Genomic DNA, 23,092 nt, shown 5'->3' with positions numbered 1-23,092 from the left:
TTTCAGCGGCCCTTGATCACCATATACACCGGCGTCTCGCCCACCGCCTGCCAGTTCGGCCGATACATCGACTCTACCTGCGGCGGCGGCACGCGGTAGGTTCCCGGTGTCACCGCGCGCGCCAGGTACAGCAAGTGCGTGGCGCCATAGCCATCCAGATTCATCGCGGCCACATAGCGATCGTCCCTGAACTCCTGATGCTTGAGCGAGGCATTCTGCATCGACTCACGCCACTCCTTCACCTGGCTGCTGGCGTTCTCCAGGCTCGCCGCGCTTTGGGCCAGGTTCTGGTTTTCCAGTTCCAGGCCGGCAGGCAACAGGTCGACCACCAGGGCATCCGGCACCCGTTGCTTGGCGCTGACCGCCAAGTGCACCAGCACCAGATCACCGCTGTTGAGGTTACGCAGGTTCAACGGCTGGCCGTTCATGCCCAGGTATTCGCGGCGGATACTCAGGTTGTTGCCACCGGCCGCTGGCGGCACGTGTGGATAACCCGAGACCGTCAATTGCTGGTACACCGGCGCTTCACCCTGATTGCTCAAGGCCAGGTCGCTGGACAACAACTTACCGTCCAACTCCAACGTCGATTGCTGGTTGTTCAACTCACGCACACCGCCGCTGCCGGTGAGCGACACTTGCCAGTTCGCTTGGGGCTTGGCGAACCCGAGGCGCCCGGCCAGGAACAGGGAATTACGCTCCTGGGTCGACAGGTACGGGCTGGCGGCCAACTGATCCGACAAGGTGAACAACCGCTCCTCGCGCTGGCCCTTGGCCAAGTCGTTCTCCTCCAGCAACGCCAGGATCATCGCCTGGTCGCGCAGCGGGCTACCGTAGTCGGCCAGCCACTCATTGGCATTGCGCTGCGCCGCCAAGCCGGCCAACAACGCCTGATCCGCACGGGGCTGGTCACCCATTTTCTGCAGGGCAATGGCCAACTGCACCAGCGGTAAGCCGGAGCGTGCGTCGCTGCGCCGTTCGAACAGGCTGCGCAACGCGCCCAATGGCGCCTGCTGACTGCGCGCCAACACCATGCCGGCATACGCCTGCACGGCAAACCGGGTGTGTTCGGCGTTGTCGCTGTAATCCACCTCGATCAGATTACGTTCCTGCACATACCGCAACAGGCGCTCGCTGGCCTTTTTCAAGGCTTCAGGCGGGACGGCAAAACCCTGGTCGCGGGCGCGCAGCAGGAAGTCGGTGACATAGGCGGTCAGCCAATATTCTTCCTCGCCATCGGCGCCCCACAAACCAAAGCTGCCGTTGTAGCGCTGCATGCCCAGCAGGCGCTCAATGCCCAACTCGATCTTGCGCTTGCGCTCGGCATCCGGCTCGCCCTTGATACTCAGGCGCTTGAGCAGCGCGTCGTCGGCGTACAGCGACGGGTACAAGCCACTGGCGGTTTGCTCCAGGCAACCGTAGGGGTACGCCTTGAGTGCACTGATCTGCGCGCCCAGGTTCAACGGCGGCCGGCTCGACAGGCTCAACAACGCCTCACGTCCCGATGCATCGAATTGATCCAGTGCGCCCGACGGCAAGCTCCACGGCTGATCCTTGAGCACTGCGCGGTAATGCTTGAGCAAGGCCGGGTACGCCGGGCGTACGCCCAAGGTCCATTCGCGGCTGAACGGCGGCAGGTTTTCACCCGGCAAGTCCAGGCCGTTGACGGTGACCGTGACCTTGCCCTGGCCGAGCCCGCCCCAGGCTTGTACCGGAATATGCAGGGTGGTGCGCTGACCTTGCTTGAGCTCAACCGATTGCGTGCCACTGTTGACCAACTGCAACTGACCTTGCGCGGTCAATTGCACATCGAGTTTCTGGGCCTTGCCCGACAGGTTGGAGAGGTCCAGGGCCAGGGTGGTCTGGTCGCCTCCTGCCAGGAAGCGCGGCGCCGACAACTCGGCAATCAGCGGGGCGGCGATCACGGTCTTGCCTTCGGCCATACCGTAGCGATCATCGCTCCAGGCTTGGGCCATCAGGCGCAGTTCGCCGTTGAAGTCGGGAATATTGACGCTGACTTCACCCTCGCCTTTGTCGTTCAGAGTCACCGGGGCGCTTTGCAGGGCAACGATGGTAACGCTGGTGTCCGGGCGCTTGCCGCCTTTGGCCAATGCCGCGTCGCCACCAAATGCCAGGCTGGCCAGGCGCCCTTGACCGGCTTCGATCAGTTGCCCATAGATGTCGAATTGGTCGACGCCATAGGCTTTGCGGCCAAACAGGCTGGCGTACGGATCGGGCGTTGGGTATTCGGTGATATTGAGGATGCCCACATCCACCGCCGCCAGCAGTACGTGCACCTGTTGGGGCACGCTGCCATCGGCGTTTTTGGCGGCGATCTTCACCGTCAGCGGTTGTTTGGGGCGCATTTTTTCTGGCGCGGTGAGGGTCAGGCCGAGTTTGCGCTGGGTACGATCCAGCGGCAGGTGCAGCAAGCCCACGGCGCGTTTAGGCGTGATGTTGGCTTTGCGCTCGCCCGGACGAATCACCAGGGCGCTTACATACAGATCGTGGCGCGACCATTTCGGGTCGAGCTTCACCGCAAAGCTTTTGCCTTCGGCCGGCACGTCGATTTCCTGCCACCACAGCGGACCTTCGGCAGACTCCACCAACAGGTAGCCTTTACCGGCAGCCGGTGGCGTGACGGTGACGTTGGCGGTGTCGCCATCACCATAGGCGGGTTTGTCCAACGCCAGCTTGACCTGGTCGGGGCGCACAGCACCGCCTTCGGTGTTGTCCTGGGCCTGGTAGCCGGCCCAGAAGCGCAGGCTGCTGACCAGCCCGGTCTGCGGGTCTTCGACCTCCACGCGGTAAGGGCCCCACTCCACCTGGAAGCTGACCTTGGCGGTGTCGCCAGCCTTGATGTTCAGGCTCTGCTCATCGAGATTGAGGAATTTCTCGTTGAAGTGGTAGCTCCAGCCGTCATTCTCCGAGTAGTTCCAGTAGTAGTCGCGGCGCTCACGCACCAGGCGCACCTTGAGGTCTTGTGCGGCCAGTTTCTGACCGTCCTGGTTGGCCACCAGCACTTCGAATTCCACCGGGCCATCGCCGTTGGTTTCCTTGCCATCAAACAGGCCACGCAGGCCCGGCAACCGCTCGGCCGGCCAGATCGGCTGCACCAGGCGCCGGGTAATCGGCCGCCCGCCGGACTCTTGCAGGCTGGCTTGCACGATCAGTTGCAACGGCGATTTGGCCTCGGCCCACTTGCTTTCCAGGGTCAGCGCTTGCTCGCCATTGGCGTCGAGTACGCTTTCGTCCAGCTCGAAATCCTGGCTCAGCTCTTCTTCCGTGACGGAACCGAACTGGTAGCCCGGCAGGGATTTGACCGCCTCACGCAGTGGGCGCACGTACACCTGGCCACTGACGCGGTTACCGGACGCGGGCGCGCCGTAGAGGTAACGACCGTTGACCTGGATGACCGGGTTATCCGCCGGGCTCAACGCCGTGTCACTGCCCTTGAGTTCCAGCGCCAGGCGTTCGGGCAGGAAGTCTTCGACGAGAAATTCATACAGTTGCGGCTTGCCGTCACCGAGGTCGAATACCAACTGCCAGCGACCGGTCGGCGCCTCGCCGGCCAGTTGCAACGGGTATTGATACAGGCCGGACGCGTCGGCCTCCCACACGAACTTGCGGCTCACCTGTTCATCCGGGCGCCGTACTTCGACGCTGACCGGTTGCGGCTTTACCGCCTTGCCATCCTTGTCACGCAACAGCGCGTTGAGCAGCACGGTTTCGCCGGGGCGATACAGGTCACGCGGGCCGAACACAAAGAACTGCAACGGGTGAGAGGGCTGCCCGCCGATATCGAACTCGGCGAGGTCCAGCGCGGCGCTGTCCAGGCGCAGCAGGCTGGTTTGCTCGCCCTGCTTGGCCAGTAACACCTGGGCTTTTTTCGGCAGTGGCAACTCGGCGTGGCCACCGTCTTCGGTCTTGCCCTGTCCGAGCACACGGCCTTCGGCATCGAGGATTTCCAGTTCGACGCCGTTGAGCGCCTTACCGCCTTCCAACGCCTGGGTAAACACATCCAGGCGATTGGCATAGCGGTGCACCGACAGACCGATATCACTCAAGGTGAACAGGGTGGCCGGTTGCGAATAGTTGTAGGTGCCCGAAGCACGCATCACCGCCAGGTACACGCCCGGCTGCTGCAACTGCTTGAGGCCGGCAATCGGCAGCAGCAGGGTTTCGCGGGTATTGCGCGCCGGGTTCAGGTCGAAACGCCCGCCGTAGACCAGCTCGGCCATTGGCAGCAGTTCACGGGACTCATAGCTTTGCAGGCTGGTATTACGCCCCCACTGCGCCAGGAATGACGGCAGGGATTCGGGTTTGATCCGGAAGAATTCCACGTCGATCTTGTCGACGTTCAACGCGATCACCGGCAGGCCCTCGGCCAGGCGCGTCGGCAACAGGGTGCCGCGGCTGGCGAAGCCGACGGTGGCTTGCAGGTCGCGGGTTTCCAGGCGGGCGTTGTATTCGGCGGCGAGGGTGTTGCCGTTGACTGCCTTCACCCCGGCGTCCACGGTCAGCACCAGCTTGCGCTGCGGCTCAAGGTGGCGCAGGCGCAATTCCATCAGGTTATCGGACAGTTCCCAGGCGCCATCGACCTTGCCGGACTTGCTGTCTACCAGGTGCAGCTTGTCGGCGAACTTCTGATCCGGATCCAGAGGAATGGAAAAGCTCACCGACAAGGTGCTGGCCCCGTCCAACTGCACCTCGGACACGTCCACCACGCTCAGCTCGCGCCCGGCATAGCGTTGCTTCAACGCTGCCACGTCCACCGCAGCTTTCACCGGCTTCGGCGCTGCCGCCACAGTGGGCGCAGGCGGTGCAGCGGGTTTATCGGAAGAATCGCAAGCGCTCAGCAGGGCCAGCGCGCAGGCCAGGAACAGTCCTTTGTTAAGCATGGGGCACTCATAGTCAGAGGGAACCGAGGGGTGAACTATATATCAGCGCCGACCAAGCCGCTGCGGCACCGGTCACATTGACCGACGGAGGGGCGGTTGGTTCTTGGTGGGGCATGAAGCCAAGCCAAATCCCACAACCATTGGCGATCAAGATCAAAATGTGGGAGCTGGCTTGCCTGCGATAGCGGTGGGTCAGTCACCGGATGAGTTGGCAAAGAGTCCGTCATCGCAGGCAAGCCAGCTCCCACATTGGGCCTGCTGTACAACTGATGGCCGGGTACAATGCCGCTCCCCCGAAGGAGACTGCATGTCCACCTTATTGTCCGACTGGCGCCACCGCCCTACCCACCGCCGCGTCTGGGCCCTGGCCGCGCCGATGATCCTGTCGAATATCTCGGTGCCCTTGGTGGCCCTGGTGGACAGCATGGTCATCGGCCACCTGCCCCACGCCCATCAACTGGGCGCCGTGGCTGTCGGCGCCAGCCTGTATACCTTCCTCGCCTGGGCCATGGGCTTCCTGCGCATGGGCTCCACCGGCTTCGCCGCCCAGGCCGCCGGGCGCAACGATGGTGCGGCGCTGCGGCAAATCCTGTTGCAAGGCTTGCTGTTGGCGCTGGGGTTGGCGATGTTGCTGGGCACGGTCGGTATTCCCCTGAGCCACCTGGCTTTGGAATGGATGCAGCCCTCCCCTGAATTGAACCAACTGACCCGCGAGTTTTTCCACACCCGTCTGTTCGGTCTGCCAGCCGCCCTCGCCAGCTATGCGCTGGTCGGCTGGTTCCTCGGCACTCAGAATGCGCGGGCGCCGTTGGCGATTCTGCTGACCACCAACCTGGTCAACATTGCGCTTAACCTGTGGTTTGTACTTGGCCTGGACTGGGGCGTGGTCGGCTCCGCCCGTGCCTCGGTGATCGCGGAATGGACCGGCGCCCTGCTCGGCCTGGCGCTCACGCAAAAAGCCCTGCGCGCCTATCCGGGGCATATCGCCTGGGCCGCGTTGAAACTGTGGCAAAGCTGGCGCCCGTTGCTGGCGGTCAACCGCGACATCTTCATCCGCAGCCTGGCGTTGCAGTCGGTGTTTTTCATGATCACCGTGCAAGGCGCAAGGTTGGGCGATGCCACCGTGGCAGCCAATGCGCTGCTGCTTAACGGCCTGTTACTGACGGCTCACGCATTGGATGGCTTGGCCCACGCGGTCGAAGCCCTCTGCGGCCACGCCATCGGCGCCCGTGACCGGCAGGCGTTGCGTCGCTCATTAGTCGTGGCCTGCGGTTGGTCACTGATCGCCAGCATCGGCTTCGCCCTGCTGTTCACCTTCGGCGGCCATCTATTTATCGCCATGCAAACCGATATCCCCAGCGTACGCGAAACCGCCGATATCTACCTGCCCTACCTTGCGGTATTGCCGTTGATTGCGGTGTGGAGTTATTTGCTCGATGGCTTGTTTATCGGCGCAACGCGCGCGCGGGAGATGCGCAATGGGATGTTGCTGACGGTGCTGCTGGTACTGCCGATTGCCTGGGCGTTGCAGGGCTTGGGTAACCACGGGTTGTGGATCACCTTCCTGCTGTTCATGGCGGTGCGCAGCCTGACGCTGTGGGCGATCGCCTGGCACTTGAATCGGCAAGGGCTGTGGCTGGGCGGGAACTGAAGGAACGCAGACCCAAATGTGGGAGCTGGCTTGCCTGCGATGGCGGTGGGTCAGCCCCCTAACGGTTGCCTGACACTCCGCCATCGCGGGCAAGCCCGCTCCCACATTTTTATTACGAGGACAGGTACGAAGAACGGGTCAGACCCAGGCGCAACGCGTCCAGAAACTGAGTGCGCTCCGAGGCCGAGATCTTCGCACTGGCGCACTTGTCCCGGTAATGAGTCATCAACTCCTCCGGCGACAAGTGCACATAGCGCAGCATGTCTTCGATGGTGTCGTGAGTCTCGATCCCGGCGCTGTACACCGAACCGTCTTCACGCTGGTAGATGTTCACCGAGTCGGTGTCACCGAACAGGTTGTGCATGTCGCCCAGGATTTCCTGATAGGCGCCGACCAGGAAGATCCCCAGCAGGTAATCTTCGCCTTCATTCAAGCCGTGAACCGGCAGGCTGGTTTCGATGCTTTGCTCGTCGACGTATTGCTTGATCTTGCCGTCGGAGTCGCAGGTCAGGTCTTGCAGCACGGCGCGGCGCAGCGGCTCTTCGTCGAGGCGGTGCAGCGGCAGAATAGGCAGGACCTGGCCGATGGCCCAGGTATCCGGCAAGCTCTGGAATACCGAGAAGTTGCAGATGTACTTGTCGGCCAGCTTGTCATTGAGTTCGTCCAGCACCTGGCGGTGCGAGCGCTGGCGGGCTTTCAACGAGTTGTGCAGGCGGCGGCACACCGCGAAGTAGCACTGTTCGGCCAGGGCTTTTTCGGCCAGGGTCAGCTTGCCGTCGGCGTACTGGGCCGCCACATCGCTCATGTAGTGGGTGGCGCGCCAGTAGGTTTCGGTGACCATCTCGATGTCGGTCGGGCCCAGCAGGTCCACCAGCCATTGCACGGTTTCGGGCAGGCTTTCCTTGTTTTCAATGGTCGGGATTTCGTCGTTGTGCTTCTCGACGTCAGTGACCTGTACCACCAGCATGGCGTGGTGAGCGGTCAGGGAACGGCCGCTTTCGGAGAAGATGTTCGGATGCGGCAGGCTCTGCGCGTCGCAGAATTCCTTGAGCATGCCCACTACCACGCCGGCGTAGTCGTCCATGTCGTAGTTGATCGAACTGGCGTTGCGCGAGTGGGTGCCGTCGTAGTCCACGCCCAGGCCACCGCCGACGTCGATGTGGTCCACCGGCAGGCCGAGGTTGCGCAGTTCGCCGTAGTAACGAATGGCTTCCTTGAACCCGTGCTGGTAGTCGGCCAGGTTGGCGATCTGCGAGCCCATGTGGAAGTGCAGCAGGCGGATGCCCTGGTCCAGGCCGGCCGCGCGGAAGCGCTCGACCACTGACAGCAGCTGCGCTGCGGATAAGCCGAATTTGGATTTCTCGCCACCGGTGTCCGCCCACTTGCTCGATGCCAGAGACGACAGGCGCACACGCAGGCCCACCTGCGGCTTGACCTTGAGGCTCGCCGCCTCTTCGATCACCAGCCCCACCTCGGACTCTTTCTCGATCACGATGAACACGTTGTGGCCGAGCTTCTGGCCCATCAGCGCCAGGCGGATGAACTCACGGTCTTTATAACCGTTGCAGACGATGGTGCCGCCCTTCGGCGCCAGGGCCAGCACGGCCAGCAGCTCAGGCTTGGAGCCGGCTTCCAGGCCGATGGAGACGTTCTGGGTGGCAATGATGTTCTCGATCACCGCTTCCTGCTGGTTCACCTTGATCGGGTACAGCGCGGTGTACTTGCTCTGGTATTCCAGGCGCTCGATGTTGGCATCGAATGCACCGGTCAATTGGCGCACGCGGTCTTGCAGGATATCGGGGAAGCGCACCAGCAGCGGCAACGACAGGCCGCTTTTGCGCAGCTCATCGACTTGCTCGTACAGGTCGACGGGCGTGCTGTTCGGGCCGTTCGGACGGACTTCTACGCGACCGGCTTCATTGATCGCGAAATACCCGGCCCCCCAATGGCGAATCCCGTAAACACTGCGGCTGTCCGCAACTGTCCATTGGCTGCCATCGTCTTTGCGTGTGCGTCGTACGGACATCGAAGTCCCCTATAAATGAAGGCGAAGGCGCCACCTCTCGCGGAGGCTGGCGCAGTCTAAAGAATGAAAATGACGATTTGCCTGCAAGGGAAGTAGACCCCACTGGCAGGACAGAGTTTAGCCACAGGTTGGGAAGAGGCTTTCAGCCGCCGGACTTCTTGGCCTTGTACCCGAGCTTGATCAGCTCGGCCAACAGCAACTCGACGTGATCGCCCTGGATCTCGATAACCCCGTCTTTCAACGCGCCACCGGTGCCACAGCGCTTTTTCAGCGAGGTGGCCAATTCCTTCAGGGCCTCTTCAGCCAGGGGCACGCCGGTGATGGTGGTCACCGTCTTGCCGCCACGGCCTTTGCTCTCGCGACGCACGCGGGCAATACCGTCGCCTTCAGGGATCAGAGTCTGTTTGCAGGTGCACGAATCCACGGGCTGACGACAGTCCGGGCAGTGTCGACCTGCGTCGGTGGAAAATACCAGGCCACCAAGGGCGGCGAAGGATGCGGCTTTTTTGGCCACCGGCAATCCTCTTGGGAGGATGAAGACTGATCGGCGCCGCACAAGGCGGTGACCGACCGCGAAGCCCCACTCAGGCAGGGGCAGCGCTACCGAACCGCTAATGTGGTTCGGGTGAAAAGGCGCGCAGTGTAACGGCAAAAAGCCGACTTGCTAAGAGCCAAATGGCGCCATTTTTTGCAACTTTAGCGACGCGAGGCCAGATAGCGCCGCAAGCCTTCCTGGGCGTCCGGGCAGTAGGGCTTTTGTTCGGCCTCTTGCTGGATGATTTCGATGCTTAAAAACCGCGCTTCCATGACCTCCTCGGGCTGCAGGCGCAGGGGGCCGTCCCAGACGGCAGAGTAGGATTTGCACCAAAGCCGACTGTCGCCATCCTCAAAATAGAAATGGTCATGTTCGGTCAAGGGCACACCGCTGACGCCCAATTCCTCTTCCAGCTCGCGGGCTGCCGAAACGGCATAACTCTCACCTTCGGCCACCATCCCACCCGCCGCCGTATCCCAATACCCTGGATACAACGCCTTGCTGAGCGTGCGCCGGTGCACACACAACTCGCCTTTGGAATTGAACAGGAAGATAAACGTGCAGCGGCCAATCAAGCCGCGCTGGCGCAGGTCGGACCTGACCAGGTGGCCGAGCAGGTGGTCCTGCTCGTCGACCCAGCAGATCAGTTCAGCATCGGAAGCCGCTCGGTGTGCGGCCTCCTTTTGAGTAGCGTCCATCATCAACCCTGGTTGAGGAGCTGACGCAAGTCGATCACTGCAGCGTTTGCCCGGGAAATGTAGTTGGCCATCACCAGCGAATGGTTCGCCAGTACGCCGAAGCCACTGCCGTTAAGAATCATAGGACTCCATACCGGTTCCTGCGAGGCCTCTAGCTCACGAATGATCTGGCGCACGCTGACGGTGGCGTTTTTCTTGGCCAGTACGTCGGCAAAGTCGACTTCGATGGCTCGCAACAGATGGGACAGGGCCCACGCCTGGCCGCGCGCTTCGTAGAACACGTTGTCGATTTGCATCCATGGGGTTTCCACCACTTCTTCATCAACCTGCGGCACTTCACCCGGCGCCAGCGCCTCGGTTTTCAGCGCAGTGTTCAACTTGACCCGGCCTACGCTGGCGGACAGACGCTGGGACAACGAACCCAAACGGGTGGCCACATCACCCAGCCAGTTGTTGAGGTTGTCGGCACGCGCATAAAACAGCGCGCCGCGCTGGTTCGGGTCAGACAGGCGCGCTTCGTAGCGGCTCAGGGAATTGATGCCTTCCTGATATTCCGACTCACTGGAAGGCAGCACCCAGCTCTTGTTATCGAAGTTGAAGCGCGGCTCGGCCTTGGCCAAGTCAGCGTCTTCAGCCGACTGCGACTGGGAGCGGGCGAAGTCTTTACGCAGGGCGCGGGTAAGGTCACGCACCTGCACCAGCACGCCGTACTCCCAGCTCGGCATATTGTCCATCCACAAGCCCGGAGGGAAACGGTCGTTGGAGATGTAGCCGCCTGGCTTGTTCAGCAAGGTGCCGACCACGGTCTTGAGTGTTTCAACGGTGGTGTAACCCACCACCATCTGCTTGCCTTCCTTCTCGGCGGCAAGCTGGGCGTTTTGCTGCACCGGAAACAGCGCCGGCTCCTGGCTCCAGTACCAACCCAGGCCACCGGTGACCAGCAGGTACAAGCCGATGATGCTGAGCAACGCCCGGCTCATCAGCAGGTTGCGAAAATAGCTGCGGTTGGCCGACTTGGGCTCAGGGGCGGGGCCTTTGGCACTGCCTTCGCGGTTTTTCCAGTCCAGCATGGCGATATCCTTTCAATCACTTGAGTTCATGCACGTCAATTGTCCGGGTGCGTTCAGACATTCCGACCACAACCCTACCCCATCGTGCCCATCGGTGCGGGGCTTTTACACGAAAGTGGCGCACCGGGCCGCTTGGACTATAAAGGATGCACACCTTTTACGCTGGGCGACCAGCCGGTCAATAACTGAATCTCTGGCATGCAGACTTAATTGACGTATGACACTCATCTATCAGAAAAGAGGTGCTAGCATAGAGCCATCAGTCGACCTCAGCATGCACCCTCACAGTAGTCAGGATATGACCGAGTCAGAAGACCCCAGCCGCGAGCGTCTCAAGCAGCACTTTGCCCAGCGGGTAATTCATCAGGCACGTCAAATTCTTGAGATCTGGCAGCGCCTGCAACGCAGCGAGTGGTCGAACGCCGACTTTTCCGAACTCAGCGAAGCTAACCTGCGCCTGCAGCGCTTCGCCGAACGCTTCGAACAGCCCGAACACACGCAACTGGCACGGCATATCAGTGAGTCCCTGCAAGCCGTGGACGAGAACAGTGGCCGCCTGAGCAGCCAACTGATCACCGAGCTCAACCGCTTGATGCAACGCCTGTCCCGCACCGGCCTGCGCCAGGGCGACCAGCTTGAGCAAACTTTCCTGCCGCCGATGCGCAAGCCGATCTATGTGATGCTCGCCGACCATGACCGCGCCGAGCGCCTGGCCAAGCAGCTCGAATTCTTTGGCATGAGCGCCCACGCCCTGGACAGCGTCGCCGCCTTTCGCGCGGCCATGGCCGAGCGTTTGCCGTCGGCGATCGTGATGGACGTGGACTTCTGCGGCACAGGCCTGGGCCTGAAGCTCGCTGCAGAAGCCCAAGAGGGCCTGGAGCACAAGCTGCCACTGTTGTTTTTCAGCCTGCACGAAACCGACACCCCGACGCGCCTGGCCGCCGTGCGCGCCGGTGGCGAAGAGTTCCTGACCGGCACCCTGGAAGCCTCAAGCCTGCTGGAAAAGATCGAAGTGCTGACCTGCGCGGCCCAGTACGAACCATACAAAGTGCTGATCATCGACGACTCGCGGGCCCAGGCGCTGCACACCGAACGCCTGCTCAACAGTGCCGGGATTATCACCCGCACCTTGATCGAACCGATCCAGGCCATGGCCGAGCTGGCGGATTTCCAGCCCGACCTGATCATCCTCGACATGTACATGCCTGCCTGTACCGGCACCGAACTGGCCAAGGTGATTCGCCACAACGACCGCTACGTCAGCGTGCCGATCATCTACCTGTCGGCTGAGGACGACCTGGATAAGCAACTGGATGCGATGAGCGAGGGCGGTGACGATTTCCTCACCAAACCGATCAAACCGCGTCACCTGATCACCACTGTGCGCAACCGGGCGTCGCGTGCGCGCAACTTGAAGGCGCGGATGGTGCGCGACAGCCTCACCGGGCTGTACAACCACACGCATATCCTGCAACTGCTCGAAGATTGCAGCTTCCGCGCCCGCCGCGAGAACAAGCCTCTTAGCTTTGCCATGCTCGATATCGACCACTTCAAGCGCGTCAATGACAGCCACGGCCACCCCATGGGCGACCGGGTGATCAAGAGCCTGGCACTGTTTCTCAAGCAGCGTTTGCGCAAGACCGATTACATCGGCCGCTACGGCGGTGAAGAGTTCGCCATCGTGATGCCCGACACCGACCTGGAATCGGCCTGCAAGGTGCTAGACGACATTCGCCGGCGCTTTGCAGAAATCCACTACCCCGCCCAACCGCAGGATTTGTGGTGCACCTTCAGCGCCGGCCTGGTGGAGCTGTGCGACGATTCCGACAGCCTGATGATGGCCGCTCAGGCTGACGAAGCGCTCTACCGCGCCAAGGACGCCGGACGCAACCGCGTGCAAGCCGCTCGCACATCAAAGCAAAGTGCCATCTTTTCACCAGAATCCACCGATTCGGTCATAACGCTGTAATACAAACGCAATAAATTCAGGCGCTTATCTCTTGCCGTCGGTTGAAACCCCGCATGCGCCTGAAGCTGCTGACCAATCTCAATACCCTTCTGCTGGTGGCCGTGTGCCTGGCCCTCGGCGCGACGCTGTGGTGGTCGCAACGGGCGCTGGAGCGCCCGTACTTGTTGATGGAGCGCTACCTGGGGTTGTCCCAGATCTTTCAAAACCAGGCCGCCCGAAACATCGAGGACTACTTGGCCAGCGGCGATGCCCTGCGCCTGAGCAGTGCCACCCAGAGCCTGGAAAGCCTGCAGCTGCAACTGGGCGAACTGCCGCCCGAATTGGCGCAAAGCCTGCGGCCCAGCCTCGTGGAGTTGGAGACCTTCAGCAAGACTGACCTGTTGGCCGCCGGTAAATTGGCTGGCGACCCGCAAGCGCTGTTGCTGCAAGCCGAACGTGAACTGGGCGCAAACCTGGAACAACTGAGCCAGTACGCCAGCGGCGTCAATTCCGCGGAGGCTGCGCGCTATATGTCGCCGCTGCTCGCCGCCTCGCAACATTTGGGCAAACTGTCCCTGGCCCGCGACAAGCTGGTCAGCAGCGGGCGCGCCGAGTTGGCTGCGGATGTCGAGCGGGAGGTGACTAACCTGCGAACCCAGGCCGACCTGCTCGCGCAACTGCCCCTATTGGGAATAAAGGCCAGCGCTGAATCCAACACCGATGATTTTTCCGCGCTGATGGGGCTGGAAAACACCGAAAAAACCGAAGCTCAGGACACCGGCGTCGACCTCAAGCGCGAACTCAACAGCCTGCTGACCCGCTACCCCGCCGAGCTGCAGCGCACCCGTGAACAGATCCAGCAACGCGCCGATCTCGCCGCCAGCACCCACCTTAAAATCACTAACGTGCAACAAGCCATCGCCGGCCTGGAACCCGTGGTGCGCGCGCAACATGCCAGGATCCAGGGCGAAGTACGCGTGATGCAGGGCGTGATGATTGGCCTGATCCTGCTGATCGCATTGCTGATCGACACCCTGCAACGCCGCCTGGCGCGCGTACTGACCAACCTGGCACCCGCCTTGTCGACCTGGGCCGAAGGCGACTTCAGCCAACCGATTGCCCTGGGCAAGACCAACCGTGAACTGCACGATATCGAGGCCTCCCTCAACCGCCTGCGCGCCTACCTGGTGGATTTGGTAAGCACCATCCGCGGCAATGCCGAAGAAGTGGCGGGCAGCAGCCGCGCCCTGGCCGAACTGAGCAGCGGCCTGCACGACGGCGCCGAACGCCAGGCCGGCGACACCGCGCAAATCCGTGATTCCCTGGGTGAGTTGGAAGCCACCATCCAGCAAGTTGCCGGGGATGCCAGCCAGGCGGCCGGCGCCAGCCGCAGTGCGGGCCAGGCCGTGGAGCAAGGCCAGCGTGTGATCGGCCTGAGCCTCACCGGGCTGCATGCGCTGGTGGGCGAAGTGCAGCAAAACGCGCAGATGATCGAGAAACTTGCCGAAGAGTCCGCCACCATCGGCGGCGTGCTCACGGTGATTCGCTCGATTGCCGACCAGACCAACCTGCTTGCGCTCAACGCCGCCATCGAAGCCGCCCGCGCCGGTGAGGCCGGGCGTGGTTTCGCCGTGGTGGCCGACGAAGTGCGCTCCCTGGCCCAGCGTACCGCCGGTGCCACTGCCGAAATCCAGGGCCTGATCGCCGGCCTGCAAACCGCCGCGCACCAGTCGGTAGAAGGCATGCGCGCCCAGGTCGAACACGCCGAAGCCACCGCCCAGCAGGCCCAGGCGGCGGATGGCGCGCTGGATGAAATCGTCGGGGCGATCCAGACCATCTCGGATACCGCCGTACGCATTGCCGATGTGACCGCGCAGCAGAGTGGCGCCGTGAGCGAGATACGCGACAACAGTGAGCGGATTCATCAATTGGGTGAGGATAATTTACTGCGCATTGGCCAGGGCCGTAGCCAGGGCGAACACCTGCTGGTACTGGGCGGGCAACTCACCACCGCAGTACAGGCCTTTCGCGTCTAGCCCGATCTGATGTCCCATGAAGACCAAAATGTGGGAGCTGGCTTGCCTGCGATAGCGGTGGATCAGCCAACTCATCCCCCACTGATACACCGTCATCGCAGGCAAGCCAGCTCCCACACTGACCGAACGCAGGCTCTTGGTCACAAATTTTGCGCAATCCTCGCTAATCGTGCCGGCTACTGCATAGAACTGGACAGTCACAAAGGCTTTGCGGCATAGTCGCCGGGTTCTGACGCACCCACACCAATAACAAGGAACAGCCAATGGCGACCTTACTGGTTCTTCACGGACCCAACCTGAACCTGCTTGGCACCCGCGAACCGGGCGTCTACGGGGCAGTAACCCTCGATCAGATCAACCTCGACCTGGAACGACGGGCACGTGAAGCCGGCCACCATTTGCTCTACCTGCAAAGCAATGCCGAGTATGAATTGATTGATCGTATCCATGCCGCGCGCGGCGAAGGCGTGGACTTTATTCTGATCAACCCCGCCGCTTTTACGCATACAAGCGTTGCATTACGTGACGCGCTGCTGGCGGTGAGCATCCCATTCATCGAAGTGCATTTATCGAACGTGCACAAACGCGAAGCTTTCCGCCATCACTCTTACTTCTCCGACGTAGCGGTAGGAGTGATCTGCGGCCTTGGCGCCAGCGGTTACCGACTGGCCCTGGAGGCCGCCCTGGAACACATTGAAGAACAGGCTAAACGCCCCTGACCGACCCTTGGGAGTTGATGATTCATGGATATCCGTAAAGTTAAGAAACTGATCGAACTGCTGGAAGAATCCGGTATCGACGAGCTGGAAATCAAGGAAGGCGAAGAGTCCGTACGGATCAGCCGTCACAGCAAGACCCCGGCCCAACAGTTCTACGCGCCACAGATGCAAGCACCGGCTCCAGCCGCTGCAGCTCCAGCTGCCGCACCTGCCGCCGCCGCTGCACCTGCCGCCCCAGCCGCGCCTGCGCTGAACGGCTTCGTGGTCAAGTCGCCAATGGTCGGTACTTTCTACCGCACCCCGGCACCGACCTCGCCAGCCTTCGTTGAAGTGGGCAAAACCGTGAAAGTGGGTGACACCATCTGCATCGTTGAAGCGATGAAAATGATGAACCACATCACCGCGGAAAAAGCCGGCGTCATCGAATCCATCCTGGTAGAAAACGGTCAGCCGGTTGAGTACGACCAGCCGCTGTTCACCATCGTTTGAACCGCGGAGCGCCTTCGATGTTGAAACCTGCGAAGAAACTGCAAAAAGTCCTGATCGCCAACCGCGGCGAGATCGCGCTGCGTATCCTGCGCGCCTGTAAGGAAGAGGGCATCAAGACCGTCGCTGTTTACTCGACGGCCGATACCGAATTGATGCACGTGAAACTGGCGGACGAAAGCATCTGCATCGGCCCGCCACTGGCCACGAACTCGTACCTGAAAGTCTCGAATATCATCGCCGCGGCAGAAGTGACCGGCGCCGATGGCATCCACCCGGGCTACGGCTTCCTCGCGGAAAACGCCGACTTCGCCGAACAAGTGGAAAAATCGGGGTTTGCCTTCATCGGCCCGAAAGCCGAAACCATTCGCCTGATGGGCGACAAGGTCTCGGCCAAGGACGCCATGATCGCGGCCGGCGTGCCCACCGTTCCAGGCTCCGACGGCCCACTGCCTGAAGACGAGGAAACCGCTCTGCGCATTGGTCGCGAAGTCGGCTACCCGGTGATCATCAAGGCCGCCGGTGGCGGTGGTGGTCGCGGCATGCGCGTGGTGCACAAGGAAGAAGACCTGATCGAAGCCGCCAAGCAGACCCGCTCCGAAGCGGGCGCCTGGTTCGGCAACCCGATGGTCTACCTGGAGAAGTACCTGACCAATCCACGTCACGTGGAAGTCCAGGTACTGTCCGATGGCCAGGGCCACGCTATCCACCTGGGCGACCGCGATTGCTCGCTGCAACGTCGCCACCAGAAAGTCCTGGAAGAAGCTCCGGCTCCGGGCCTGGATGAAAAGGCGCGTCAGGAAGTCCTGGCACGCTGCGTCAAGGCTTGCATCGATATCAACTACCGTGGTGCCGGCACCTTCGAGTTCCTCTACGAGAACGGCCGTTTCTACTTCATCGAGATGAACACTCGTGTGCAGGTAGAGCACCCGGTATCGGAGATGGTCACCGGTATCGACATCGTCAAGGAGATGCTGAGCATCGCCGCCGGTAACGTGCTGTCGTTCACCCAGGACGACGTGAAGATGCACGGCCACTCCCTGGAGTGCCGCATCAACGCCGAAGACCCGAAAACCTTTATCCCAAGCCCTGGCCTGGTCAAGCATTTCCACGCGCCCGGCGGCAACGGCGTACGTGTGGATTCGCACCTGTACAGCGGCTACAAGGTTCCGTCCAACTACGACTCGCTGATCGGCAAGCTGATCACCTGGGGTGCCACTCGCGACGAGGCCATGGCCCGTATGCGCAACGCCCTGGACGAAATCGTGGTCGACGGCATCAAGACCAACATTCCGCTGCATCGGGATCTGGTTCGTGATGAAGGCTTCTGCGAAGGTGGTGTTAACATTCACTACCTGGAACACAAGCTGGCCAACCAGTAAGTGCTCCACCCAACAAAGCCGCCTTCGGGCGGTTTTGTTGTTTATGGGCCACCGACCCCCGATCGTTCCCACGCTCCGCGTGGGAACGATCGTCGGCGCAGTCGTCTTCTGGCTTGCTCTCGCGTAAACTTGCGCGCTTTCGCGGCCTGCCCGCCGCACATTCATTTTTTTCAAAGGTGCCCGCCATGCCTTGGCTGCAAGTCCGTCTCGCCATCAGCCCAGAACAAGCCGAAACCTACGAAGACGCGTTCCTCGAAGTGGGTGCCGTGTCGGTGACCTTCATGGACGCCGAAGACCAGCCGATCTTCGAGCCGGAACTCAATACCACGCCGCTGTGGTCCCACACCCACTTGCTGGCCCTGTTCGAAGACGGCACCGACGCCGCTGCCGTTCTGGCCCATATGGAACTGCTCACCGGCAGCCCGCTACCCGAGCATCACAGCGAAGTCATCGAAGACCAGGACTGGGAACGCAGTTGGATGGATAACTTCCAGCCCATGCGCTTCGGCCAGCGCTTGTGGATCGTGCCAAGCTGGCACGCTGCTCCTGAGCCAAACGCCGTCAACCTGCTGCTGGACCCGGGCCTTGCGTTCGGTACCGGCACGCACCCGACCACTGCCCTGTGCCTGGAATGGCTGGACGGCCAGGACCTGACCGACAGCAACGTACTGGACTTCGGCTGCGGCTCGGGGATCCTGGCCATCGCCGCCCTGCTGCTGGGCGCCAAGGAGGCCGTGGGCACCGATATCGACGTGCAGGCCCTGGAAGCCTCCCGCGATAACGCCGGGCGCAACAACATTGCCGAGGGCAAATTCCCACTCTACCTGCCTGAGGACCTGCCCCAGGTTCAGGCCGATGTGCTGGTGGCCAATATCCTCGCCGGGCCACTGGTGTCGCTGGCGCCGCAACTGTCGAGCCTGGTCAAGCCGGGCGGGCGCCTGGCGCTGTCGGGCATCCTCGCCGAGCAAGGTGAAGACGTGGCTGCGGCCTACGCCAAGGACTTCGAGCTGGACCCGATCGCCAACCGTGATGGCTGGGTACGCATCAGCGGTCGTCGGCGCTAGAATGAGCGCTTGCCTGAATCGGATGGCCGCATGACCGACAGTTTCGTCACCCAGTGCCCACATTGCCAATCGCGTTTTCGCGTCAACCACGCTCAGCTGAGCGTGGCTCGCGGCGTGGTGCGTTGCGGCTCGTGCCTGCAAGTATTCAACGCCGCTCGCCAGTTGCTGGAGCAACGGGCCCAGGCGTCTGCGCCGGAGCCTGAAGTGCCGACCACCGCCGAGCCGGCCGCCGAACCGACTGTCGAAATGCCTCCCCCGCCACCGCGGGCCATCAGCCAGAAGCAGTGGACGGCCGAAGAGCTGGACCTGGATAACCTGGACAAGGAACTGGCCAGGCTGGAACGTCGCGAGATCCAGCACACCCAGGCAGTGGGCGCAGAACGTCGCCAGCCAGGCGCCGACCGTCGGCAAAAGGAAGAGTCCTTCAGTGCCAGCCGCGACACGGTCAAGGCCGAGGAAGAAAAATGGGCGGCCAGCCTGTTCAGTGAGCCACCCGAAGAGCGTGCACAGGCACCAGAAGAAGAGCCCGAGCCGGTTAAGGCACCTGCGTCCAAACAGCGCACCGAACCGTCCATGTCTGCCCACGTCGACGAACTCGATGACGAACCAGCTCTGCACGCCACTACCGTGGATGACGACCTCGACCCGCCGCTGACACCCACCCGCGACGAGCACGATGAGCCTGAACCCGAAGACCGCGCGTTCGCGCGACGCAAGCGCGCGCGAACGGAGGCCGGTGTACACGATGAGTTGCTCCAGGACCTGGAAGACGACCCCCTGCACCTGTATGCGCAGAAGCGTCCGTCAGGCTGGGGTCGCCGTCTGCTCTGGATATTGTTGGTCGTACTCGCCGCCGCCGGCCTGGCCGGCCAGTACATCGCCTACCAGTTCGACGACCTGGCCCGCCAGGACGCCTATCGCCCGTGGTTCCAGACGCTATGCCCGAAACTGGGGTGCACCGTGCCATCGCGGGTCGACATTACCCATATCAAGAGCAGCAACCTGGTGGTGCGCAGCCACCCCGAGTTCGCCGGGGCACTGGTGGTAGATGCCATCCTCTATAACCGCGCGACCTTCTCCCAGCCCTTCCCACTGCTGGAGCTGCGCTTTGCGGACTTGAACGGCGGCCTGATTGCCAGTCGTCGCTTCAAGCCCGCCGAATACCTGAGCGGCGAGTTGGCCGGCGTGAGCGAAATGCCCTCGCAGACGCCGATCCACATCTCCCTGGATATCCTGGACCCCGGCAACAAAGCCGTGAATTACAGCCTGAGCTTCCATTCACCCGAGTGAAACGGCGCGCCCACCGAGGTTTGACGGCGGATTATTGACTTGGCCATCGTCAACCAAACCGATGGCGATAAAAAAATAACTGTTCAGATTTTATCCAATTCAGCCTTTAACCCGTCATCGAGAGCGGGTATCATGCCAACCCTTTTTCGAACTCTAATGATCCGGCCCCACAACAGGGAAGTCCTATGTCGGCGGTACGCATCGGCCCATACACATTGCAGAACGGCTTGATCCTCGCCCCGATGGCGGGTGTCACCGACCAGCCCTTTCGTCAGCTGTGCAAGCGTTTGGGCGCGGGTCTAGTAGTCTCTGAAATGGTTACCAGCGACATGAGTTTGTGGAACACCCGCAAGTCGCGGATGCGCATGATCCACGAAGGTGATCCCGAGCCACGCTCGGTGCAGATCGCCGGTGGCGATGCGCAGATGCTGGCGGATGCAGCCCGGGCCAATGTGGAGCTGGGTGCACAGATCATCGATATCAACATGGGCTGCCCGGCCAAAAAGGTCTGCAACAAGGCCGCCGGTTCCGCGCTGTTGAAAGATGAGCAGTTGGTCGCCGAGATCCTGCAGGCCGTTGTCGGCGCAGTAGATGTACCGGTGACCCTGAAGATTCGTACCGGTTGGGACCGGGACAACAAGAATGGCCTGACGGTGGCGAAGATCGCTGAACAGGCTGGTATTGCAGCGCTGGCGGTGCATGGCCGCACCCGCGCCGACCTTTACACCGGTGAAGCCGAGTACGACACCATTGCCGCGATCAAGCAGGCCGTGTCGATGCCCGTCTTTGCCAATGGCGACATCGACAGTGCCGAGAAAGCCCGGCGCGTGCTGCACGCGACCGGTGCCGATGGTTTGTTGATTGGCCGGGCCGCCCAGGGGCGGCCGTGGATTTTTCGTGAAATCGAGCATTTCCTGCGTACTGGTGAAGTCTTGCCGGCACCAGAGTTGGTCGAGGTGGAACGTATTCTGCTAGAGCATCTGGCCGCCCTGCACGCCTTCTATGGGGACGTGATGGGAGTACGCATTGCTCGCAAGCATGTCGGCTGGTATCTCGCCACCTTGCCGGGCGCCAAGGAATTCCGCGCTCAGTTCAATCGTTTGGATGAAACGCAGGCACAGGTCGCCACCGTTCGTGAGTTCTTCGCCGGACGCGACAAGAGCCTGGGAACAGGGGATGGAGAAGGGGTGGCCGCATGACGATGATGACCGAGACTTTAGTGAGTGGAACAACACCCGTGAGCGACAACGTCAATTTGAAACAGCACCTCAACACGCCTAGCGAAGAAGGCCAGACCCTTCGCGGGAGTGTCGAGAAGGCGCTGCACAATTATTTCGCCCACCTTGAGGGCGCTTCCGTCACGGATGTGTACAACCTGGTGCTCTCCGAAGTCGAGGCGCCCTTGCTCGAAAGCGTGATGAACTACGTCAAGGGCAACCAGACCAAAGCCAGTGAGCTGCTGGGCCTCAACCGTGGCACCTTGCGCAAAAAGCTCAAGCAGTACGATTTGCTGTAAGCATTCAATCAAACCAGAAAGGCGCCCGCGTAAAACCGGTCGCCTTTTTTGCTGACTTCCTTTGCTTTTGATGGAAATTGAGATGACCGACCAGACCACCCGCCTGCCGATCCGCCGTGCCTTGATCAGTGTTTCCGACAAGACCGGGATCCTTGAATTTGCCCGGGAGCTGGAAGCCCTGGGTGTGGAAATCCTCTCCACGGGCGGGACCTTCAAACTGCTGCAGGACAACGGCGTGGCCGCAGTGGAAGTCGCGGACTACACCGGTTTCGCAGAAATGATGGACGGTCGCGTCAAGACCCTGCACCCGAAAATCCACGGCGGCATCCTCGGCCGTCGCGGCATCGACGACGCCATCATGACCGAGCACGGCATCAAGCCGATCGACCTGGTGGCCGTTAACCTCTACCCGTTCGAAGCCACCATCAACAAGCCAGGCTGCGACCTGCCGACCGCCATCGAAAACATCGATATCGGCGGCCCGACCATGGTGCGCTCGGCGGCCAAGAACCATAAAGACGTGGCCATCGTGGTCAACGCCAGTGACTACGCCAACGTCCTGGAAAACCTCAAGGCCGGTGGCCTGACCTACGCCCAGCGCTTCGACCTGATGCTCAAGGCGTTCGAACACACCGCCGCCTACGACGGCATGATCGCCAACTACATGGGCACCGTGAACCAGGCGGCTGACACCCTCAGCACCGAAGGCCGCAGCCAGTTCCCGCGCACCTTCAACAGCCAGTTCATCAAGGCCCAGGAAATGCGCTACGGCGAGAACCCGCACCAGAGCGCGGCGTTCTACGTGGAAGCCAAGCCTGCCGAAGTGGGCATTGCCACCGCGACCCAACTGCAAGGCAAAGAACTTTCCTACAACAACGTGGCCGATACCGACGCCGCGCTGGAATGCGTGAAGAGCTTCGTCAAACCGGCCTGCGTGATCGTCAAGCACGCCAACCCGTGCGGCGTGGCCGTCAGCCCGGACGCTGAAGGCGGTATCCGCCAGGCGTACGAACTGGCCTACGCCACCGACACCGAATCCGCATTCGGCGGCATCATTGCCTTCAACCGCGAACTGGATGCCGAGACCGCCAAGGCCATCGTCGAGCGCCAGTTCGTCGAAGTGATCATCGCCCCAAGCGTCAGCGAAGAAGCCCGCGCCATCGTCGCCGCCAAAGCCAACGTGCGCCTGCTGGCCTGTGGCGAGTGGTCGGCAGACCGCGCCGCGGCCTGGGACTACAAGCGCGTCAATGGCGGCCTGCTGGTACAGAGCCGCGACATCGGCATGATCGGCAGCCAGGACCTGAAAGTCGTGACCAAGCGCGCGCCGACCGAGCAAGAGATCAACGACCTGATCTTCGCCTGGAAAGTGGCCAAATACGTCAAGTCCAACGCCATCGTCTACGCCAAGAACCGCCAGACCATCGGTGTCGGCGCTGGTCAGATGAGTCGCGTGAACTCGGCGCGTATCGCCGCGATCAAGGCTGAGCACGCCGGTTTGCAGGTGGTGGGTTCGGTGATGGCTTCCGATGCATTCTTCCCGTTCCGTGACGGCCTGGACAACGCTGCAAAAGCCGGCGTGACCGCCGTGATCCAACCGGGCGGTTCGATGCGTGATGCAGAAGTCATCGCCGCCGCTGATGAAGCTGGCATTGCGATGGTCTTCACCGGCATGCGCCACTTCCGCCACTGATTGATCGTTCCCACGCTCCGCGTGGGAACGCAGCCAGGGACGCTCCGCGTCCCTCGGACGCAGAGCGTCCGTAGAGGCATTCC

15 protein-coding genes and 1 pseudogene are annotated in these 23,092 nt (G+C 61.8%); 11 read left to right on the top strand and 5 right to left on the bottom strand.

The features are described from left to right. Window positions 1–2: 2 nt before the first annotated feature. On the bottom strand, window positions 3–4,898 hold the full coding sequence (locus tag BOP96_RS15000) for an alpha-2-macroglobulin family protein (RefSeq protein WP_073453183.1): 4,896 nt from the start codon (window positions 4,896–4,898) through the stop codon (window positions 3–5). A gap of 307 nt (window positions 4,899–5,205) precedes the next feature. Here BOP96_RS15000 and BOP96_RS14995 point away from each other — a divergent pair, with 307 nt between their 5' ends. Continuing rightward, entirely contained in the window at window positions 5,206–6,549 is a 1,344-nt protein-coding gene (locus BOP96_RS14995; protein WP_072434919.1) for an MATE family efflux transporter, read from the top strand. Between the two features lie 112 nt (window positions 6,550–6,661). On the opposite strand, the gene speA is transcribed toward BOP96_RS14995, so the two are convergent. The 4 genes from speA to BOP96_RS14975 all read right to left on the bottom strand — a co-directional run bounded on the left by speA (window position 6,662) and on the right by BOP96_RS14975 (window position 10,878). Beyond that, a complete protein-coding gene (gene speA / locus BOP96_RS14990; protein ID WP_003188203.1) occupies window positions 6,662–8,575 on the bottom strand; it encodes an arginine decarboxylase in 1,914 nt (637 codons plus the stop codon). 142 nt (window positions 8,576–8,717) lie between these two features. Then, a complete protein-coding gene (locus BOP96_RS14985; protein ID WP_003188201.1) occupies window positions 8,718–9,089 on the bottom strand; it encodes a translation initiation factor Sui1 in 372 nt (123 codons plus the stop codon). Between the two features lie 182 nt (window positions 9,090–9,271). Then, window positions 9,272–9,808 (bottom strand): NUDIX hydrolase, encoded by a 537-nt coding sequence (locus tag BOP96_RS14980; RefSeq protein ID WP_014716735.1) that lies wholly within the window; start codon window positions 9,806–9,808, stop codon window positions 9,272–9,274. A gap of 2 nt (window positions 9,809–9,810) precedes the next feature. Then, entirely contained in the window at window positions 9,811–10,878 is a 1,068-nt protein-coding gene (locus tag BOP96_RS14975) for a DUF2333 family protein (protein ID WP_003188197.1), read from the bottom strand. Window positions 10,879–11,176: 298 nt separating this feature from the next. On the opposite strand from BOP96_RS14975, the gene BOP96_RS14970 reads away from it, so the two are divergent. The 10 genes and pseudogenes from BOP96_RS14970 (at window position 11,177) to purH (ending at window position 23,009) form a co-directional block, all read left to right on the top strand. Then, complete coding sequence (locus tag BOP96_RS14970) at window positions 11,177–12,847, top strand: response regulator (RefSeq protein ID WP_014716734.1); 1,671 nt, start codon at window positions 11,177–11,179, stop codon at window positions 12,845–12,847. Between the two features lie 1,499 nt (window positions 12,848–14,346). After that, window positions 14,347–14,862, top strand: a pseudogene (locus BOP96_RS30875) (methyl-accepting chemotaxis protein); the annotation flags it as partial. 263 nt (window positions 14,863–15,125) lie between these two features. Continuing rightward, on the top strand, window positions 15,126–15,581 hold the full coding sequence (gene aroQ / locus BOP96_RS14960; protein WP_014716732.1) for a type II 3-dehydroquinate dehydratase: 456 nt from the start codon (window positions 15,126–15,128) through the stop codon (window positions 15,579–15,581). Between the two features lie 24 nt (window positions 15,582–15,605). Further along, window positions 15,606–16,070 (top strand): acetyl-CoA carboxylase biotin carboxyl carrier protein, encoded by a 465-nt coding sequence (gene accB / locus BOP96_RS14955; RefSeq protein WP_003188191.1) that lies wholly within the window; start codon window positions 15,606–15,608, stop codon window positions 16,068–16,070. A gap of 17 nt (window positions 16,071–16,087) precedes the next feature. Next, window positions 16,088–17,449 (top strand): acetyl-CoA carboxylase biotin carboxylase subunit, encoded by a 1,362-nt coding sequence (gene accC, locus BOP96_RS14950; protein WP_003188188.1) that lies wholly within the window; start codon window positions 16,088–16,090, stop codon window positions 17,447–17,449. A 185-nt stretch (window positions 17,450–17,634) separates the two neighbouring features. Beyond that, window positions 17,635–18,513 (top strand): 50S ribosomal protein L11 methyltransferase, encoded by an 879-nt coding sequence (gene prmA / locus BOP96_RS14945; protein WP_014716730.1) that lies wholly within the window; start codon window positions 17,635–17,637, stop codon window positions 18,511–18,513. 30 nt (window positions 18,514–18,543) lie between these two features. Next, window positions 18,544–19,803, top strand: a complete 1,260-nt coding sequence (locus BOP96_RS14940) for a DUF3426 domain-containing protein (RefSeq protein WP_032904014.1) — start codon at window positions 18,544–18,546, stop codon at window positions 19,801–19,803. Between the two features lie 185 nt (window positions 19,804–19,988). Then, a complete protein-coding gene (gene dusB / locus BOP96_RS14935) occupies window positions 19,989–21,002 on the top strand; it encodes a tRNA dihydrouridine synthase DusB (protein ID WP_003188182.1) in 1,014 nt (337 codons plus the stop codon). Further along, complete coding sequence (gene fis / locus BOP96_RS14930; protein ID WP_002555375.1) at window positions 20,999–21,319, top strand: DNA-binding transcriptional regulator Fis; 321 nt, start codon at window positions 20,999–21,001, stop codon at window positions 21,317–21,319. Before dusB ends, fis begins: the two co-directional genes overlap by 4 nt. A gap of 82 nt (window positions 21,320–21,401) precedes the next feature. After that, window positions 21,402–23,009 carry a bifunctional phosphoribosylaminoimidazolecarboxamide formyltransferase/IMP cyclohydrolase gene (gene purH, locus BOP96_RS14925; RefSeq protein ID WP_014716728.1) on the top strand — a complete coding sequence of 536 codons (1,608 nt, stop codon included), beginning with the start codon at window positions 21,402–21,404 and terminating at the stop codon, window positions 23,007–23,009. Window positions 23,010–23,092 lie beyond the last annotated feature (83 nt).

The sequence above is a fragment of the Pseudomonas sp. FSL W5-0203 genome, from assembly GCF_001896155.1.
GTDB classification, from domain to species: domain Bacteria; phylum Pseudomonadota; class Gammaproteobacteria; order Pseudomonadales; family Pseudomonadaceae; genus Aquipseudomonas; species Aquipseudomonas paracarnis.
This window is presented reverse-complemented; position numbering and strand designations above follow the sequence as displayed.

What these genes read in the sequence shown, in the direction of transcription:
- aroQ (WP_014716732.1), top strand. Translation starts at nt 15,126, where the DNA reads ATGGCGACCTTACTGGTTCTTCACGGACCCAACCTGAACCTGCTTGGC.
- speA (WP_003188203.1), bottom strand. Translation starts at nt 8,575, where the DNA reads ATGTCCGTACGACGCACACGCAAAGACGATGGCAGCCAATGGACAGTT.
- BOP96_RS14980 (WP_014716735.1), bottom strand. Translation starts at nt 9,808, where the DNA reads ATGGACGCTACTCAAAAGGAGGCCGCACACCGAGCGGCTTCCGATGCT.
- accC (WP_003188188.1), top strand. Translation starts at nt 16,088, where the DNA reads ATGTTGAAACCTGCGAAGAAACTGCAAAAAGTCCTGATCGCCAACCGC.
- purH (WP_014716728.1), top strand. Translation starts at nt 21,402, where the DNA reads ATGACCGACCAGACCACCCGCCTGCCGATCCGCCGTGCCTTGATCAGT.
- BOP96_RS15000 (WP_073453183.1), bottom strand. Translation starts at nt 4,898, where the DNA reads ATGCTTAACAAAGGACTGTTCCTGGCCTGCGCGCTGGCCCTGCTGAGC.
- dusB (WP_003188182.1), top strand. Translation starts at nt 19,989, where the DNA reads ATGTCGGCGGTACGCATCGGCCCATACACATTGCAGAACGGCTTGATC.
- prmA (WP_014716730.1), top strand. Translation starts at nt 17,635, where the DNA reads ATGCCTTGGCTGCAAGTCCGTCTCGCCATCAGCCCAGAACAAGCCGAA.
- BOP96_RS14940 (WP_032904014.1), top strand. Translation starts at nt 18,544, where the DNA reads ATGACCGACAGTTTCGTCACCCAGTGCCCACATTGCCAATCGCGTTTT.
- fis (WP_002555375.1), top strand. Translation starts at nt 20,999, where the DNA reads ATGACGATGATGACCGAGACTTTAGTGAGTGGAACAACACCCGTGAGC.
- accB (WP_003188191.1), top strand. Translation starts at nt 15,606, where the DNA reads ATGGATATCCGTAAAGTTAAGAAACTGATCGAACTGCTGGAAGAATCC.
- BOP96_RS14970 (WP_014716734.1), top strand. Translation starts at nt 11,177, where the DNA reads ATGACCGAGTCAGAAGACCCCAGCCGCGAGCGTCTCAAGCAGCACTTT.
- BOP96_RS14975 (WP_003188197.1), bottom strand. Translation starts at nt 10,878, where the DNA reads ATGCTGGACTGGAAAAACCGCGAAGGCAGTGCCAAAGGCCCCGCCCCT.
- BOP96_RS14995 (WP_072434919.1), top strand. Translation starts at nt 5,206, where the DNA reads ATGTCCACCTTATTGTCCGACTGGCGCCACCGCCCTACCCACCGCCGC.